This is a genomic window from Povalibacter sp. (assembly GCF_036735925.1).
In the GTDB taxonomy this organism is placed as follows: Bacteria; Pseudomonadota; Gammaproteobacteria; order Steroidobacterales; family Steroidobacteraceae; genus Steroidobacter.
Genome location: NZ_DAINNK010000004.1, coordinates 1 through 15,659, shown reverse-complemented (window position 1 = coordinate 15,659; position 15,659 = coordinate 1). Strand labels below are relative to the sequence as shown.

The 15,659-nt window shown below is 64.8% G+C and carries 13 protein-coding genes and 1 tRNA gene; 8 read left to right on the top strand and 6 right to left on the bottom strand.

The genetic code is table 11. The features are described from left to right. The first annotated feature begins 71 nt into the window (after nucleotides 1–71). From V7D81_RS02275 to V7D81_RS02255, 5 genes are read left to right on the top strand one after another with little or no spacing between them, the layout of a single operon-like run. Complete coding sequence (locus tag V7D81_RS02275; protein WP_349257595.1) at nucleotides 72–920, top strand: ABC transporter ATP-binding protein; 849 nt, start codon at nucleotides 72–74, stop codon at nucleotides 918–920. Beyond that, complete coding sequence (mlaE, locus tag V7D81_RS02270) at nucleotides 917–1,684, top strand: lipid asymmetry maintenance ABC transporter permease subunit MlaE (protein WP_324314187.1); 768 nt, start codon at nucleotides 917–919, stop codon at nucleotides 1,682–1,684. The genes V7D81_RS02275 and mlaE overlap by 4 nt, the downstream gene beginning before the upstream one ends. A gap of 25 nt (nucleotides 1,685–1,709) precedes the next feature. Continuing rightward, entirely contained in the window at nucleotides 1,710–2,204 is a 495-nt protein-coding gene (gene mlaD / locus V7D81_RS02265; RefSeq protein WP_324314185.1) for an outer membrane lipid asymmetry maintenance protein MlaD, read from the top strand. Continuing rightward, nucleotides 2,204–2,851 (top strand): MlaC/ttg2D family ABC transporter substrate-binding protein, encoded by a 648-nt coding sequence (locus V7D81_RS02260; protein WP_324314183.1) that lies wholly within the window; start codon nucleotides 2,204–2,206, stop codon nucleotides 2,849–2,851. The genes mlaD and V7D81_RS02260 overlap by 1 nt, the downstream gene beginning before the upstream one ends. 7 nt (nucleotides 2,852–2,858) lie before the next feature. Beyond that, nucleotides 2,859–3,203, top strand: coding sequence for an STAS domain-containing protein (locus tag V7D81_RS02255; RefSeq protein ID WP_324314182.1), 345 nt, complete (start codon nucleotides 2,859–2,861; stop codon nucleotides 3,201–3,203). A gap of 1 nt (nucleotide 3,204) precedes the next feature. On the opposite strand, the gene V7D81_RS02250 is transcribed toward V7D81_RS02255, so the two are convergent. The 3 genes from V7D81_RS02250 to V7D81_RS02240 all read right to left on the bottom strand — a co-directional run bounded on the left by V7D81_RS02250 (nucleotide 3,205) and on the right by V7D81_RS02240 (nucleotide 5,841). After that, complete coding sequence (locus V7D81_RS02250) at nucleotides 3,205–3,990, bottom strand: MlaA family lipoprotein (RefSeq protein WP_324314181.1); 786 nt, start codon at nucleotides 3,988–3,990, stop codon at nucleotides 3,205–3,207. A 64-nt stretch (nucleotides 3,991–4,054) separates the two neighbouring features. After that, nucleotides 4,055–5,542 (bottom strand): M48 family metalloprotease, encoded by a 1,488-nt coding sequence (locus V7D81_RS02245; RefSeq protein WP_324314180.1) that lies wholly within the window; start codon nucleotides 5,540–5,542, stop codon nucleotides 4,055–4,057. A gap of 209 nt (nucleotides 5,543–5,751) precedes the next feature. Next, nucleotides 5,752–5,841, bottom strand: a tRNA-Ser gene (locus tag V7D81_RS02240). Between the two features lie 118 nt (nucleotides 5,842–5,959). Here V7D81_RS02240 and mltF point away from each other — a divergent pair. Continuing rightward, nucleotides 5,960–7,321 (top strand): membrane-bound lytic murein transglycosylase MltF, encoded by a 1,362-nt coding sequence (gene mltF, locus V7D81_RS02235; RefSeq protein WP_324314179.1) that lies wholly within the window; start codon nucleotides 5,960–5,962, stop codon nucleotides 7,319–7,321. A gap of 86 nt (nucleotides 7,322–7,407) precedes the next feature. Here mltF and tagH read toward each other — a convergent pair whose 3' ends face one another. Next, nucleotides 7,408–8,862: a type VI secretion system-associated FHA domain protein TagH gene (gene tagH, locus V7D81_RS02230; RefSeq protein ID WP_324314178.1), complete on the bottom strand. Its 1,455-nt coding sequence runs from the start codon at nucleotides 8,860–8,862 to the stop codon at nucleotides 7,408–7,410. A gap of 119 nt (nucleotides 8,863–8,981) precedes the next feature. Between tagH and V7D81_RS02225 the strand changes: the two genes are divergently transcribed. Together V7D81_RS02225 and purL are read left to right on the top strand one after the other, a co-directional pair. Next, on the top strand, nucleotides 8,982–9,311 hold the full coding sequence (locus V7D81_RS02225) for a DUF1820 family protein (RefSeq protein ID WP_324314177.1): 330 nt from the start codon (nucleotides 8,982–8,984) through the stop codon (nucleotides 9,309–9,311). Nucleotides 9,312–9,471: 160 nt separating this feature from the next. After that, a complete protein-coding gene (gene purL / locus V7D81_RS02220) occupies nucleotides 9,472–13,368 on the top strand; it encodes a phosphoribosylformylglycinamidine synthase (protein WP_324314175.1) in 3,897 nt (1,298 codons plus the stop codon). Between the two features lie 69 nt (nucleotides 13,369–13,437). On the opposite strand, the gene V7D81_RS02215 is transcribed toward purL, so the two are convergent. Continuing rightward, nucleotides 13,438–14,088 (bottom strand): hypothetical protein, encoded by a 651-nt coding sequence (locus tag V7D81_RS02215; protein ID WP_324314174.1) that lies wholly within the window; start codon nucleotides 14,086–14,088, stop codon nucleotides 13,438–13,440. Between the two features lie 40 nt (nucleotides 14,089–14,128). Continuing rightward, the gene (gene hutH / locus V7D81_RS02210; RefSeq protein ID WP_442958330.1) at nucleotides 14,129–15,652 is read right to left on the bottom strand and encodes a histidine ammonia-lyase; all 1,524 of its coding nucleotides are present in this window, start codon (nucleotides 15,650–15,652) and stop codon (nucleotides 14,129–14,131) included. Nucleotides 15,653–15,659 lie beyond the last annotated feature (7 nt).

Below are 15,659 nucleotides of genomic sequence, written 5' to 3'. Positions count from 1 at the left end.
CCTCGAAAGCCGGCCGTGCCGCCATCGATTCACACCGCGTTCACCCCGAAGGCACGATTCTCGATCCCAACATGGCGCAATCGGCACCGTCGCAATCAGAAGTCGCCCGGCCTTCCGCCACCGACAACCTCGTCGAAATCCGCGATGTCCATTATTCGGTGGGCAAGCGGCCGATCTTTTCCGGCCTCACCATGTCGATTCCCCGCGGCCGCATCACGGCGGTGATGGGGCCGAGCGGTACCGGCAAGACCACGTTGCTGCGACTCATGACGGGACAGATCCGGCCGGACCGCGGCCAGATCCTGTTCGACGGCGTCGATGTGTCGACGCTCTCGCGCACGGAGCTGTATGCGCTGCGTCTGCGCATGGGCATGCTGTTTCAGAACGGCGCGCTGCTCACCGACATGAGCGTGTTCGAGAACGTGGCTTTCCCGCTGCGCGAACACACCGATCTTCCCGATTCGCTGATCCGCAATATCGTGCTGACCAAGCTGCAGGCCGTCGGTCTGCGCGGCGCCGCCACATTGATGCCACCGGAATTGTCCGGCGGCATGGCGCGTCGCGTGGCGCTGGCGCGTGCGATGGCCACCGATCCGGAAATCCTGATCTACGACGAGCCGTTCACCGGTCTCGATCCGATCTCGATGGGCATGATCGTGCGGCTGGTGCGCCAGATGAACTATGCGCTCGGCATCACCAGCATCGTCGTCTCGCATGACGTGGAAGAGCTGGCGATTCTCGCCGACACCAGCTACATCATCGCGGGCGGCAAGGTGGCGGCGGCGGGAACGTTCGTCGAACTGAAGGATCACGGCTCGGAGATCGTCAACCAGTTCATGCATGGCCTCGCCGACGGCCCGGTCGCCTTTCATTACCCGGCACCCGACTACTACGAACAGCTGCTCGCGGACAAAGCATGAACCTGTTGCGCGAGCTGCTGGAAAATCTGCGCCAGTTCGTTGCGACCATCGGCGCGACGACCCTGTTTCTCGGCCGCGTGCTGGGTCAGGTGCCGCGTGCATTGCTGCGTCCCGGCCTGATCGTCGAGCAGGTCCACAATGCCGGTGCGCTGTCGCTGGTCATCATCATGACCTGCGGCCTGTTCGTCGGCGCCGTGCTCGGCCTGCAGGGTTACGACCTGCTGCAGCGCTTCGGCTCGGAAGATGCGCTCGGCACTGCCGCGGCGCTGGCACTGATCAAGGAACTCGGGCCGGTGGTGACTGCGCTGCTGTTTGCCGGCCGCGCTGGCACCGCGCTGGCGTCGGAAATCGGCCTCATGCGCGCCACCGACCAGCTCACCGCCATGGAAATGATGGCCGTCGATCCGATCCGCCGCGTCGTCGCGCCGCGCTTCCTCGGCGGCGTGATCGCGATGCCGCTGCTGACGATCATCTTCATCGCCATCGGCATCTTCGGCGTTCAAGTCGTCGGCGTGCAGATGTTCGGCGTGGATTCCGCCTCTTTCTGGTCGCAGATGCGCGCCAGCGTCGGCATGGACGACATTCACGAAGGCATCATCAAGGGCTGTGTCTTCGGCCTGGCTTGCAGCCTGGTGGCTGTCTACGAAGGTTTCACGGCCGTCCCGACCGCCGAAGGCGTGGGACGCGCCACGACGCGCACGGTGGTGACTTCCGCCGTGCTCACTCTGATCCTGGATTACATGCTCACGGCACTCATGCTGTGAGTCGCGACTAACGCTGGGGTTCGTCATGCAATCGAATCGGGCTGTTGAAGTATCGACCGGGCTGTTCGTGCTGCTCGGTTTTGCTGCGCTGTTTTTCCTGGTGACGCAGATCACCAACAAGGAACTGGCAGTCTCGGGCGGCAGTTACCAGGTCGAGGCGCAGTTCAACAACGTGGGCAGCTTGAAACCGGGTGCGGCCGTGTCCATGTCCGGCGTCACGGTAGGGCGGGTCGATTCGATCGCCTTCGACCAGGACGTCTACAAGGCCGTCGTGAAGCTGCGGATCAGCTCGGCCTACAGCCGTATTCCGACCGACAGCGATGCCTCGATCATGACGTCGGGACTGCTCGGCGGTCAGTACATCGGCATCACCGCCGGCGGCGCCGAGGAGTATCTGAAGAACGGCGACCGCATCGAACTCGTACAGGATGCGTTCGTGCTGGAGAACCTGATCAATCAGCTGTTCGCGAGCTTCGCGGGCAGGGCCGGCAACCCGCCGGCGGCAGAGGAGACGAAGTGATGAACCGCAGATCCCTGATGATGGCCGTCGTTGCGACGGCAGGCATGGGTTTCCTTGCGACGGCAGCGGCGCAGGACGCCGCGCAGCTGGGCCCGCAGGAACTGGTGACGAAGGTCGCGCAGGATACGTTGAAGGAACTCGATGCCAACCGCGCCGAGTACCAGAAGAATCCCGCCAAAGTGCGCCAGGTGGTCGACAGGACCATGCTGCCGTACTTCGACACCACCTATGCCGCACAGCTCGTGCTCGCGCAGAACTGGCGCACGGCCACGGCCGAGCAGCGCAAGCGTTTCGTCGATGCGTTCTACCAGTCGCTGCTGCAGAACTACGGCTCGGCGCTGACGGAGTTCACGCCGGACCGTCTGAAGATCCTGCCGTACCAGGGTAAGCCCGACGACAAGGTCGCCACGGTGCGCAGCGAAATCCGCCGCGACAATGGCGTGCCCGCCAAGGTGAACTATTCGCTGCGCAAGACCGATCAGGGCTGGAAGGCGTTCGACGTACAGATCGAAGGCATCTCGTACGTGAAGTCCTTCCGCACCGACTTCGCCGCCGAGATCCAGCAGAAGGGCCTCGAAGCCGTCATCCAGCGCCTGGAAAGCCAGGTGGCGAGCGGCACGGTGAAGAATCCGACGGCCAGGTCCTGAGCCCGTCGTGAGCAAGGTTCAGACCAGCAAGGCGCGACTCGAATCGCTCGGCGACGGGCGATTCCGCGTCAGCGGGATTCTCGATGCGGACACCGTCACGGCGATCCTGGAAGAGAGCGCCCGCAAGTTCGTGGCACCGCAGATCGTCGTCGATCTCGCACCGGTGACGGCGAGCGACAGTGCGGGCATGGCCCTGCTGCTGGAGTGGTTGCGTGTGAGTCGTGCGGCAGGCCGCAGGGTTCACTTCGACAATGTGCCGCAGCAGATCATGGCGCTGGCGCGCATCAGCGAAGTCGACGATCTGTTGCTCGAGAATGGCGCTGTATCGGCGTCCGCCGAGGCGACGGCCTGAGTCAGGGCGTCTCGGGTGCCGGCTCCTCCGTCTCGGGCGCCGGTTCCTCATCCGAAAAATCTTCGTACTCTTCCGGCGGCGGATTGCCGTCGTAGATCTGGAATTCGCGCTGCTGCACCCAGGCATCGCGCATGAACGCATAAGGATCGAAAGCGTTCTGCAGCGTCGCATCGAGCGGCAGCAGTTCCGCGCGCGAATGCACGATGTCGAGTCCGCGCAGACCCCATTCGGTCTCCCACGGAATGTCGATGTAGACGAGCGGCCCCAGGAAATAGTCGAAGATGCGCGACGGCGCATCACGCAGCGACGACGGCCCGAAGAACGGCAGCGTGACATACGGGCCTGAACCCACGCCCCACACCGCCAGCGTCTGTCCGAAATCCTCGTCGTTCGCCGTCAGGCCGACCGGGGTGGCGACGTCGAGCAGTCCGCCGACACCGATCGTCGTGTTCATCAGGAAGCGTCCCGCGTCGCGCAGCCCCATGCCGGGCTTGCCCTGCAGGAACTGGTTCATGATCGTCGCCGGATAGGAGAGATTGGCGAAGAAGTTGCCCACGCCGGTGCGAATCCAGCGCGGCGTGATCTTGCGATAGCCCTTGGCGACCGGCTTGAGCGCGATGCGATCCGCCGTATCGTTGAACTTGTAGATGCCGCGATTCATGCCCTGCCAGGGGTCTTCGCCGTGCGTGCGCCCCGGTGTCGTTGCGCAGCCTGCGCTCACGAGAAGAACGGCAACCATCGCGATTGCGCGCACGGATGCCGGTACGCGGCCGATCAGGAACAACATGCGGTAGACAGATCCTTCGCTTGAATGGAGGCTGGTCGGGGCGCCGACCGGCGGCGGCATTGTATCAATTCATTCCCTGCAGTCGCGGCTGGCCCGAGGACGCGCGGCGCGCTCCGCGCTTCGGCATGGCCTGTTGCACTTCTTCCAGCCGGGCCTGGAAACGCGCGCGCTGCACCGACGTGATCTTCGGCACCGCGAGCGCAAGCTGCAGCTGATTGATCGAGAGCGGCAGATCGCCGCTCATGAGGTGGTACTCGGACATGTAGTAGTACGAGTCCGCCACATCGCCTGCTGCGTTCGCAGCCAGCGCCGTCAGGCGTGCCTGCTCCGGCGTCGGGGGCACGACGTTGAACAGGTCGAGCAGGATTTCGTGCGCGGTTTTCGCATCGCCGCTCTGCATCAGCGTCTCGGCATACCGCACCGTCACGGCGACATTGCGCGGGAACAGTTCTCGCGCCTTCTCCAGCGTCTCGATCGACGCCTTGCCCTGGCCGGCCTTGAGCTGTGCCTGTCCCAGTGCCGTGTGGTACTGCATGATCGTCGGATCGGCATCGCGCAGTCTTCTGAAGATCGGAATGGCCTTGTCCGCATTGCCCGACATCATCATGGCCAGCGCCTGGCCATAGACCTGCGCCGAGCTGGCATCGGGCTCGTTCTTGATCACCGCGGCGTAGTACTCCTGCGGATCCTTGCCGGCGGGCGTCGACAGTACGCGCAGCCGTTCGCGCGACAGCGCATAGCTGATGCTGTCCGGCATCGGCGTGATTGCGAGCTGATCGGCGCGCTCCTTGGTTTCCGCGATACGCGTGCTGGTCACGGGATGCGTGCGCAGCATTTCGGGAATGTTGAGTTCGCTGCTGCCCGCGAGACGGCTCATGGTCTCGAAGAACTGCGGCATGCCTTCGGGATCGAAGCCGGAACGGGCGAGGATGCCGAGTCCGACCCGGTCGGCCTCCGTTTCATTCTCGCGCGTGAAACTGATCTGCTGCTGGATGGCCAGCGACTGCGCCGCGGCGACGCCGGCCATCGCGCCATCGCCGCCGCCGGCCGCCGCCCCGAGAAGGATGGCCGCGAGCATCGCGGCGGTCGACACCAGGCTGCTGCGGCTTTGCGCTGCGATGCTGCGTGCGATGTGGCGCTGGGTCACGTGCGCGATTTCGTGCGCCACGACGCCCGCGAGTTCGCTTTCGTTCCTGGTTTCCAGTACCAGTCCGGCATTCACGCCGATGAAGCCGCCGGGCAAGGCGAAGGCATTGATGGTGCGGTCCTTCACGGTGAAGAACGTGAACTTCTGTGCGCCGTCGTGGGCCTCGCTGGAAAGACGCGCGCCGAGCGACTGCACGTATTCCGCGACCTCGGGATCGTCGAGGATCTGGTCCTGATCCCGCAGCCCGCGCACCACCATCCGCCCGATCTGACGCTCGTCCTCGAGCGTCAGCAGCGCCTGCGCCGGACTGCCGATATCCGGCAGATCGTCCGCGGTGTTGGTCTGCTGCGCACCAGCACCGACGGTCATCAGCGCGGCGGCGAAGAATAGGGCGATCTTTCGCATGGATGGACAACTCGTGAGCCGGCAGTGTGGTGCCGGCCCGGCGGCAAAGTAAAGCGCGTCGGATTGGACTGGCCTGAACTGAATCGGTTCGGTGGCCGTGGCGTGGCTGGCGCCTTGATTTCCATGGGCGGCGGGGCGCTTGTCCATGCCCTCGTCCCGCCGGATGCCACAAACGCAAAGGCCCTCCGGTGGAGGGCCTTTTCGATTGATGGCGGAGAGGGTGGGATTCGAACCCACGGATGCCTTACGGCATCGCCTGATTTCGAGTCAGGTACATTCGACCACTCTGCCACCTCTCCGCGCGAGGGCGCGCATTCTATACCAGCCCGGGCCCAAGACTGTAGGCTGTGTGCTGTTCTTTCCTTAACAAGGGTCGCGAGTCTTGCCGCCATCAATGCCCCGCAGCGGGGGTCTACGTTGAAGATCGCGCTGGCGATCGTTGCGATGCTGCTTCTCGGGACCTGTTCGCAGCCGCCGACGGTCCTGGAACAGATCATCGACAGCGGCGAATTGCGCGTCGTGACGCGCAATCTGCCCAGTACCTACTACCTGGGCGCGTCCGGCCCGCAGGGTCCCGAGTTCGAACTCGCCAGCCAGCTCGCCGCGGAGCTGGGAGTCCGTCTCTATATTTATTCCGTGCCCAATGCGGGCGACGTGGTCCGCGAACTGGCGCTGCATCGCGCACACATCGGTGCGGCGGGGCTTACCCGCGGCATGCGGCTACCGGAGGAGGTGGCCTTCGGGCCGCCTTATCAGCAGGTCAGGGAACATCTCATCTATCGGCAGGGCGAGGTCCGCGCGCGCAATCTGCGGCAGGCCGTGAATACCCACATCGAAGTCGTTGCGGGCAGCTCGCATGCGGCTTCGCTCGAGGCGTCGCGCATCGTCGTGCCCGATCTGTCCTGGGTCGAGAATTCGGCGACCGAAACCGAGGAGCTGCTCTACCGCCTGTCGCGGCGCGAGATCGACTACACGGTGGCGGATTCGAACGAGTTCGCCATCGGCCGCGCCTTTCATCCGGAGATCCGTATCGCCTTCGACCTGGGCGGCAGCAAGGCGCTGGCCTGGGCGGTCGATGCGCGCGATCCCAGCCTGCTGCAGCGCGTGACGGCCTACTACGCAGCGGTGACGGCGGAAGGCCGGCTCGCATCCATTCTCGATACGTATTACGGCGACGTCGATCGCTTCGACTACATCCAGGCGCGCGTCTTCATGCAGGACATCGAGGCGCGTCTGCCGCAATACCGCCAGTGGTTCAAGGAAGCGGCGGCGCAGATCGGCGTCGACTGGCGATTGCTAGCGGCGATCGGCTATCAGGAATCGCATTGGGTGCCGACCGCGACGTCGCCCACCGGTGTGCGCGGGCTCATGATGCTCACCGAAGAAACCGCGCGCGCGCTCGGCGTGTCGGACCGGCTCGATCCGCGCGAAAGCATTTTCGGCGGTGCGCAGTATTTTTTGCTGGTGCGCAGCCAGATTCCCGCGCGCATCCAGGAACCCGATCGGACATGGATGACGCTCGCGGCCTACAACGTCGGCCTCGGCCATCTCGAAGACGCGCGCATCCTCACGCAGATGCACGGCAGGAATCCCGATCTGTGGAGCGACGTGCGCGATCACCTGCCGCTGCTGACGCAGTCGAAGTGGTACACGCAGGTCAAACGCGGTTATGCGCGCGGCTGGGAGCCGGTGCGGTTCGTGGAGAACATCCGCGGCTACATCGACATCCTGGATTGGGTGGCGGCGGATTCGGCGCCGCCGGCGAAGCGGGGCAGGTAACTGCCGGGGCTTCTTCTTTCTGTGGGGCCGGCTTTAGCCGGCCTTCTTGTCGGAGTCAGGCTGAAGCCTGACCTACAGGACGAACGTCACTTCTTCCTGACGGACTTCTCCGCATACGTCCGCGCCAGCTCTTCGGCGAACACGGCCGGCAGGCCCTGTTCGTTGCGCTGGTTCAGCGCCTGGTAGAACTCGGTGTAGAGATCCCAGTACTTCATCTTGTTGGCGGCGCCCAGGAGTGCGCCGCGCTTCAGTCCGCGGTCGAAACGTTCCTGCAGTTCGCCGGGCTCGATGCGGTTCATGAATTCATCCATGCCGGCCTGCACCGCTGCCATCGTCGCCGTGTGATGGTGCTGCAGATCGGCAAACGAATCGCGGATGGCTTCCACCGATCCGAGATAGCGCGTGCCGTGCGGGCTGAGCAGCCGCAGCACGGCGTCGTCGACGCTCGGCGAGAACTTCAGCGGATTGTTCTCCGCCGGCTGAATGGCCGTCTGCGACAGGCGCAGCTTGCCCTTCATGTCCGAGCGGCTGTGCAGCGTTTCCATGATGCCCATCACCGACTCGCGCAGCATCTGGCCGGCGAGGGCCAGCAGCGAAGCATGGGCGTCGGCGGGCAGGGCGGTCGGATCGATACCGGCGCCGCGGCAGAAGGCCTCCACGCCGCTGTCGATGTGATCGCCGGCGCGGCGCATGCGTTCGGGATCGCGGGCGGTCGCAGCGGCGGGCGCCGGTGCAGGGGTTGCGGGACGCGCCGCCGGCGCTGGGTTTGCAGCGCGTGCTGTGGGGGCGGGCGAGGGTGCCGGAGTCGGTTTCGGTGCCAGTGCGGCGGGCGTCAATGCGGCCAGACTTTTGCGATCGTAGGGCCGCGTCTGCATCTGCCAGTCGTCCGACTTGGGGGCGGACCGGGCCTGCGTGACGGTGCGTTCGCCCGTATCGCCGAGGCTATCGAGCAGGGAACTGAATCCGCCCTGGGCGGCGACCGGCGTCGGCGCCGCGTTCTTGCGCGGATCGAGATCGATTTCTTCCGTCAGCAGGAACGGTTCCGGTGCGAGCTTGCTCGGTGACGGCGGTGCTTCGGGTTCGAGGAAGGAATCGCCGAGCAGATCGGTGATGTCGAGTTCTTCGCCCAGATCGGCGATCGGCTCCGGTGCCTTGCCGCCATTGCGTACCCGGACCGGCGTGGGCCGCTGGCCGGTGGCATCGGAGGAGAAGTCGTTGCGATCGTCGATGCTGACGAGCAGTTCGTAGTCGCCGAGGCGCAGGCGGTCGCCGTCCTGAAGATGATGCAGGCCTTCGAGGGAGGCGGCCGTGTCAGAGCCATTGATGAACGTGCCATTGGTGCTCGTGTCTTCGAGCACCCACTTGCCGGCCTGGAAGGAGACCTTGACGTGATGGCTGGAGACGTAGCGATCGGGGTCGGGCAATACCCAGTCGTTGTCCTGGGCCCGGCCGATCCGGCCGCCCGTGACGCCAAAAAGCTGCGAACTGCGCTTGCCCAGCGTCTTGTAATGGTCGCTGATGACTCGGAGTTTCAGTGCCATTGGGAGAGGGGTTTCCTTGAGCCGTACCGTCCGATAGCCCGGCAGGTGGCCTTGACTCAAGGCATCTCGACCGCGCTATGTAATATGCTGCAGCCTATCAACCCGTCCCCCGGTCAGATATGGCAGCGAGTCACATTTTTAAGGTCGTTTTTGTCAACCAGGGCAAGGTCTACGAGATCTACGCCCGCAAGGTCAATCACGGCTCGATCTTCGGCTTCATCGAGGTCGAAGAGCTGGTGTTCGGGGAACGCTCCACGGTCGTGGTGGACCCGGGCGAGGAACGCATCAAGGCTGAGTTCGAAGGGGTCAAGCGGACGTACCTGCCCATGCATTCGGTCCTGCGCATCGACGAGGTCCGCAAGCAGGGCGTGAGCAAGATCAGCGCGCTGGAAGGCGGCTCGAATGTGACGGCGTTTCCGATGCCGGTGTATACGCCGGAGAAGAAATAGGGAGGGAGACGGCTACAGGCTACAGGCTACAGGCTACAGGCTGCAGCCGGAGCCAAGAGGGGCTGGCTGTAGCCTGTCCCCTGTAGCCTGTCCCCTGTATCATCCGCTCCCGCAATTTCTCCGTGCGGCTCGCGTCTCCCGCGGGCCGACTGAAAGCCCGATGCTGACACTGACCGGCGCGCCCGCTCTCTCCGATTTCCGCATCAGCAAACTCGTTGCCGCGCTGCGAGCGCGAAATCCGCAGATCGAATCCCTGACGTCGCGCTTCATGCACTTCGTGCAGACGCGGCGCGATCTCGGCGCGGACGAAAAGCGGGTGCTGGACGCGCTGCTGACTTACGGGCCGCGCGTCGCAGCCGATGCGCTCGCATCGCCGCCGACGCTGCTCGCCATTCCGCGTCCCGGCACGATTTCCCCCTGGTCCAGCAAGTCGACGGACATCGCGCACGTCTGCGGCCTCGACGCCATCGAGCGTATCGAGCGGGGCATCGCGTTCTGGGTGAAGTCGAGCGCGCTGCTCGGCGCCGCAGACATCGCCGCGATCGCGCCGCTGCTGCACGATCGCATGACCGAAGCGGCGGTCCTGCGCCTCGATGACGCTGCGCAGCTGTTCTCGCACGAACAGCCGCGGCCACTGAACACGGTGTCCGTGCTCGCCGAAGGGCGCAAGGCGCTCGAAGAGGCCAACAGCAGTCTGGGTCTCGCGCTCTCCGACGACGAGATCGACTACCTGGTCGAGAGCTTCGGCAAGCTGGGCCGCGATCCCACCGACGTCGAACTCATGATGTTCGCGCAGGCGAACTCCGAGCACTGCCGTCACAAGATCTTCAACGCCGACTGGATCATCGACGGCGAGAAGCAGCCGAAGTCGCTGTTCTCGATGATCCGCAACACGCACGAAAAGAATTCCGCGGGCGTGCTCTCGGCGTATCGCGACAACGCGGCGGTGATCGAAGGCCCGGTCGGCAAGCGCTGGTTCCCGGATGTCGATTCGCATCAGTACCAGTCGGCGAGCGAGACCATCGACATCCTGATGAAGGTGGAGACGCACAATCATCCGACGGCGATTTCGCCGTTCCCCGGTGCGTCGACCGGCTCGGGCGGCGAAATCCGCGACGAAGGCGCCACCGGCCGCGGCGGCAAACCGAAGGCGGGGCTCGCGGGATTTTCAGTTTCCAACCTGCGTATTCCCGGTTTCGAACAGCCGTGGGAGAAGGATTACGGTCGTCCCGGCCGCATCGCTTCGGCGCTCGACATCATGATCGAGGGTCCGTTGGGCGCGGCTGCGTTCAACAACGAGTTCGGCCGGCCGAACATCCTCGGCTACTTCCGCACCTTCGAACTGCAGGCGCAGACCGCGCATCGCGCCGCGCTGCGCGGCTATCACAAGCCGATCATGATCGCCGGCGGCGTCGGCAACGTGCGGCGCATGCATGTCGAAAAATCCGAAGTGCCGGTCGGCGGCAAGATCATCGTGCTCGGCGGACCGGCGATGCTGATCGGCCTGGGTGGCGGCGCCGCCTCGTCCGTCGGCAGCGGCACGAGTGCGGAAGATCTCGATTTCGCCTCCGTGCAGCGCGGCAACCCCGAAATCCAGCGGCGTGCGCAGGAAGTCATCGATCAATGCTGGGCGATGGGCGAGGCCAATCCGATTCTGCTGATCCACGACGTCGGCGCGGGCGGCCTGTCGAACGCGATTCCCGAATCGATCGATCACAGCAAACGCGGCGGACGCATCGATCTGCGCAAGGTGCCGTCGGATGAACCCGGCATGTCGCCGCTCGAAATCTGGTGTAACGAGGCGCAGGAACGTTACGTGCTCATCATCGCGCCCGATCAGTTGCAGCGTTTCTCGGACATGTGCGAGCGCGAGCGCTGCCCGTATGCCGTCGTCGGCGACATCACTGCCGACGGCTGGCTGAAGGTGGCCGATCCGAAGCTGCAGGCGCCGCCGGTCAATGTGCCGATGAACGTGATTCTCGGCAAGCCGCCGCGCATGACGCGCGATGTGAAAGCGTTGCCGTCGATCGGTGATGACTTCGATGCGGCGTCGGTCGATCTTCGCGACGCTGCTTATCGGTTGCTGCGCTATCCCGCCATCGCGGACAAGACCTTCCTGATCACCATCGGTGATCGCAGCGTCGGCGGCATGATCAGCCGCGATCCGTTCGTCGGGCCGTGGCAGGTGCCGGTGAGCGACGTCGCCGTCACCTTGAGCGACTACAGCTCCAGTGCCGGTGAAGCGATGGCCATGGGCGAGCGCACGCCGCTCGCGTTGCTGGATGCGCCCGCGTCCGGCCGCATGGCAGTGGCCGAAGCGATCACCAACATTGCGGCGGCAGACATCGCGAAGATCTCCGACGTGCGCCTCTCGGCCAACTGGATGGCGGCCTGCGGCGAGCCGGGCGAGGACGCGGATCTGTACGCGACCGTGAAGACGGTCGGCGAGGAATTCTGTCCGGCACTCGGCATCACGATTCCGGTCGGCAAGGATTCGCTGTCGATGAAGACCAGCTGGACCCAGGACGGTCAGGCACGAAAGATGGTCGCGCCGCTGTCGCTGATCGTTTCGGCCTTCGCGCCGGTGCGCGACGCGCGCAAGACGCTCACGCCGCAGCTGCGTACCGATCGCGGTGCATCGCAGTTGCTGCTGATCGATCTCGGCGGCGGTCGCAATCGCCTCGGCGGTTCGTGTCTCGCGCAGGTCTACGGCCAGCTCGGCCGGCAGGCACCCGACTGCGACGATCCGAAGCTGCTCGCTGCATTCTTCGATGCCATCGCCGAACTGCGCAGCAAGAACCTGCTGCTCGCTTATCACGATCGCTCCGATGGCGGATTGTTCGCCACACTGGCGGAAATGGCATTCGCCGGCCGCTGCGGCGTGCAGGTCGATATCGGCGGTCAGCCGAACGAAGCTGCGGCGCGCCTGTTCAGCGAAGAACTCGGCGCCGTCATCCAGGTCCGCAGCGACGATGTGGCTGCGGTCGCGGAAATTCTCGACCGTCACCGGCTCGGCGTCGTGACGCAGGTGATCGGCACGGTCACGAACGAGGACCGCGTGCTGATCAATGCGGGTACGAATCCCGTCCTGGATGAGCCGCGCACCGAACTGCGCCGTGCCTGGTCCGAAACGAGTTACCGGATGGTCGAACTGCGCGACAACCCGCAGTGTGCGGTCGAGCAGTTCGAAACAGCCACGGATCCCCGCGATCCCGGATTGCACGCGAAGCTCACGTTCGATCTGCAGGAAGATGTCGCGGCGCCGTTCATCGCGAAAGGTGCGCGGCCGAAGGTCGCCATCCTCCGCGAGCAGGGCGTCAATTCGCACGTCGAGATGGCGGCGGCCTTCGATCGCGCCGGTTTCGATGCTTTCGACGTCCACATGACCGACCTGTTCGCGCAGCGCGCGAAACTGCAGGACTACACCGGCCTCGTCATCTGTGGCGGATTTTCGTACGGCGACGTGCTCGGCGCCGGCGAAGGCTGGGCGAAGTCGATCCTGTTCCATTCGCGGCTGCGCGATGAGTTCACGGCATTCTTCGCGCGCCCCGACACGTTCTCGCTCGGCGTCTGCAACGGTTGCCAGATGATGTCGGCGCTGCGTTCGCTGATCCCGGGCACGGAGCATTGGCCGCGCTTCGTGCGCAATCGTTCCGAGCAGTTCGAGGGACGACTGAGCCTGGTGGAAGTCATGCCGTCGCCGTCGCTGTTCCTCTCCGGCATGGCGGGTTCGCGCATGCCGATCGCGGTGGCGCACGGCGAAGGTCTTGCCGAATTCGCCAGTCCTGCCGATCTTTCTGCCTGCGCGGACGGCAAGCTGCTGTCGCTGCGCTTCGTCGACAACGCCGGCAAGGCGACCGAGCGTTATCCCGCGAACCCGAACGGTTCGCCGCAGGGCATCACCGGCATCACGACGCCGGACGGCCGCGTCACGCTGTTCATGCCGCATCCGGAACGCGTGTTCCGCACGCTGCAGCATTCGTGGTATCCGGATGACTGGCGCGAGGACAGTCCGTGGATGCGGATCTTCAGGAATGCGCGGATGTGGGTGGGGTGAGGAGGAAGTCACGAAAGTCACAGGTTAAGCATTCCTGCATGACCCTCGTCACTTCCGTCACCCTCGTCACTATTCCTCTCTGTTCGCCAGCTCCGCCTGGGTATTCAGCGGTCGCGCAATCAGCCCGGATTGCGTGAGCGACACCTGGTAGCGCGCGCCTTCGGCCATCGGCATGTAGGTTGCGCTGCCGTACACGGCATCGACGAACGGCAGCCAGCGCGGATACTTCGTCGACAGGTCCCACAGATCGACGCCGGGGTTCTCGCTCAAGCCGTACACCGTGCGCTCGGCATGACGTTCCTGTTCGATGTCCCGATAGCGTCCGCCGACGCGTTCCAGCCGGTACTGCGCGTCGAGTCCCAGCAGGTTGGCCCAGCCCTTCCACTTCAGCACGCGCGCATCGAGCTGCCATTCATCGCCGGCGAGGATGAAGATCTGCATTTCGCCCGCCGGCATGCGCGTCAGCGTCGCGCGATAGCGTTGCGGTCCGCGACTTTCGAAAACGATCTCGGCCACCGGCTGTTCGTACGTGAGGCGCGCGTAGGTATGCAGATTCAGCGAGACGACGAAGAACAGCGCGGCGCAGGCCAGCAGCAGGAATCCCATCACTGCGCTGCCGCCGGCGGCGAGGAAGCGCGCACGCAGCAGGCGCTGGCACGCAAGAATCAGCAGCAGCCCGCCGAAGACGGCGATGACGATGGCGATGGCGTCGGAGTTCATGCGCGGGCGGCGGGTCGGAATGCGTTCTTGGTTCGAAGTCTCACGTCGACTGCTCCTGAAGAAATCCAGACAGCTCCCCGCTCTCGATCAGTTCCGCCAGCGTCGCGATGTCGCGGTCGAGCCGGTGATCGTACGGCCGATGCTCCACATGACGACGCACGAAGGCATGCACTTGTTGCAATGGCTGCGTCGTCTGCAGCGGTTGCAGCTTGTCGATGGCCTGGGCCGCCGCCAGCAGTTCGACTGCCAGCACGTTCGCCGTGTTGGTGCAGATGCGACGCAGTTTATAGCCAGCCCATGGCGCCATGCTGACGTGATCTTCCTGTCCTGCGGACGTGGTCACATTGTCGACGGATGCCGGATGGGCGAGGGTGCGGTTTTCCGACGTCAGCGCCGCCGCAGCGACGTGCGCAATCATGAAGCCGGATTCGAGACCCGGCTCGGTGGTCAGAAACATGTTGAGCGCCGGATTCACGCGGCGATCCAGCAGATCGGTGCGCCGCTCCGACATGCTGGCGATCTCGCTGACGGCGATGGCCAGATAGTCGCTGAGCATCGCCAGCGGTTCGGCATGGAAATTCCCGCCCGAGAGAATGTCGTTGCCGAAAATCAGCGGATTGTCGGAGACGCCGTTGATCGCGTTGGCGAGTACATTGCGACCGTGATCGAGCGCGGCTTCGATCGCGCCGAACACCTGCGGCATGCAACGCACCGCGTAGGGATCCTGGACGCGGTCGCAGTTCTCGTGATCGTGGTGGATCGCGCTTTCGGTGAGCAGCACCCCGAAGCGGCGCGCGATTTCGACCTGGTGCGGCAGGCGGCTGGCTTCGTGGATGCGTACATCGAAAGGCGTGTAGCTGCCCGCCAGTCCATCGACGGTGAGTGCGCCGATCACGACGGTGGCATCGAGCAGCGTCTCGGCGCGGAAGAGGCCGTCGAGCGCCAGCGCGAGACTCAGCTGGGTGCCATTGATCAGCGCCAGTCCTTCCTTGGCTTCGAGCGTCAGCGGGGCGAAACCCGCGGCCTCGCAGACGGCAGCGCCTTCGAGTCGTCGCCCCTCGTACATCGCCTCGCCTTCGCCGATGAGGCACAGCGACATGTGCGCGAGCGGTGCGAGATCGCCCGAGGCACCGACCGAACCGCGTTCGGGAATGATGGGCAGCACGTCGCTGTTCAACAGTGCCAGCAAGGCATCGAGCACTTCCTGGCGGATGCCCGAGTAACCCGCGGCGAGGCTGTTGACCTTGAGCAGCAACATGCGCCGCACCAGCGGTGCGGCCAGCGGCGTACCGATACCAGTGGTGTGACTGCGCAGCAGGTTGAGCTGCAGCTGCCGCACCTGGGCGGCAGAAATGCGTTTGTTGGCGAAGGCGCCGAAGCCGGTCGTGATGCCGTAAGCCAGTCGGTCGGTGCGGACTGCTTCACGTACGACATCGATACTCGCCTGCATGCGGGTATGTGCGGAGTTGGCGAGCCTCACCGGCGGGCGAAGCCGCTCGAAGGTGCGCAACCGATCGAGCGTCAGTGAGACGCCATCCAGTTCCAGGGCGGGGTGTGCGCTCATGCGCGGA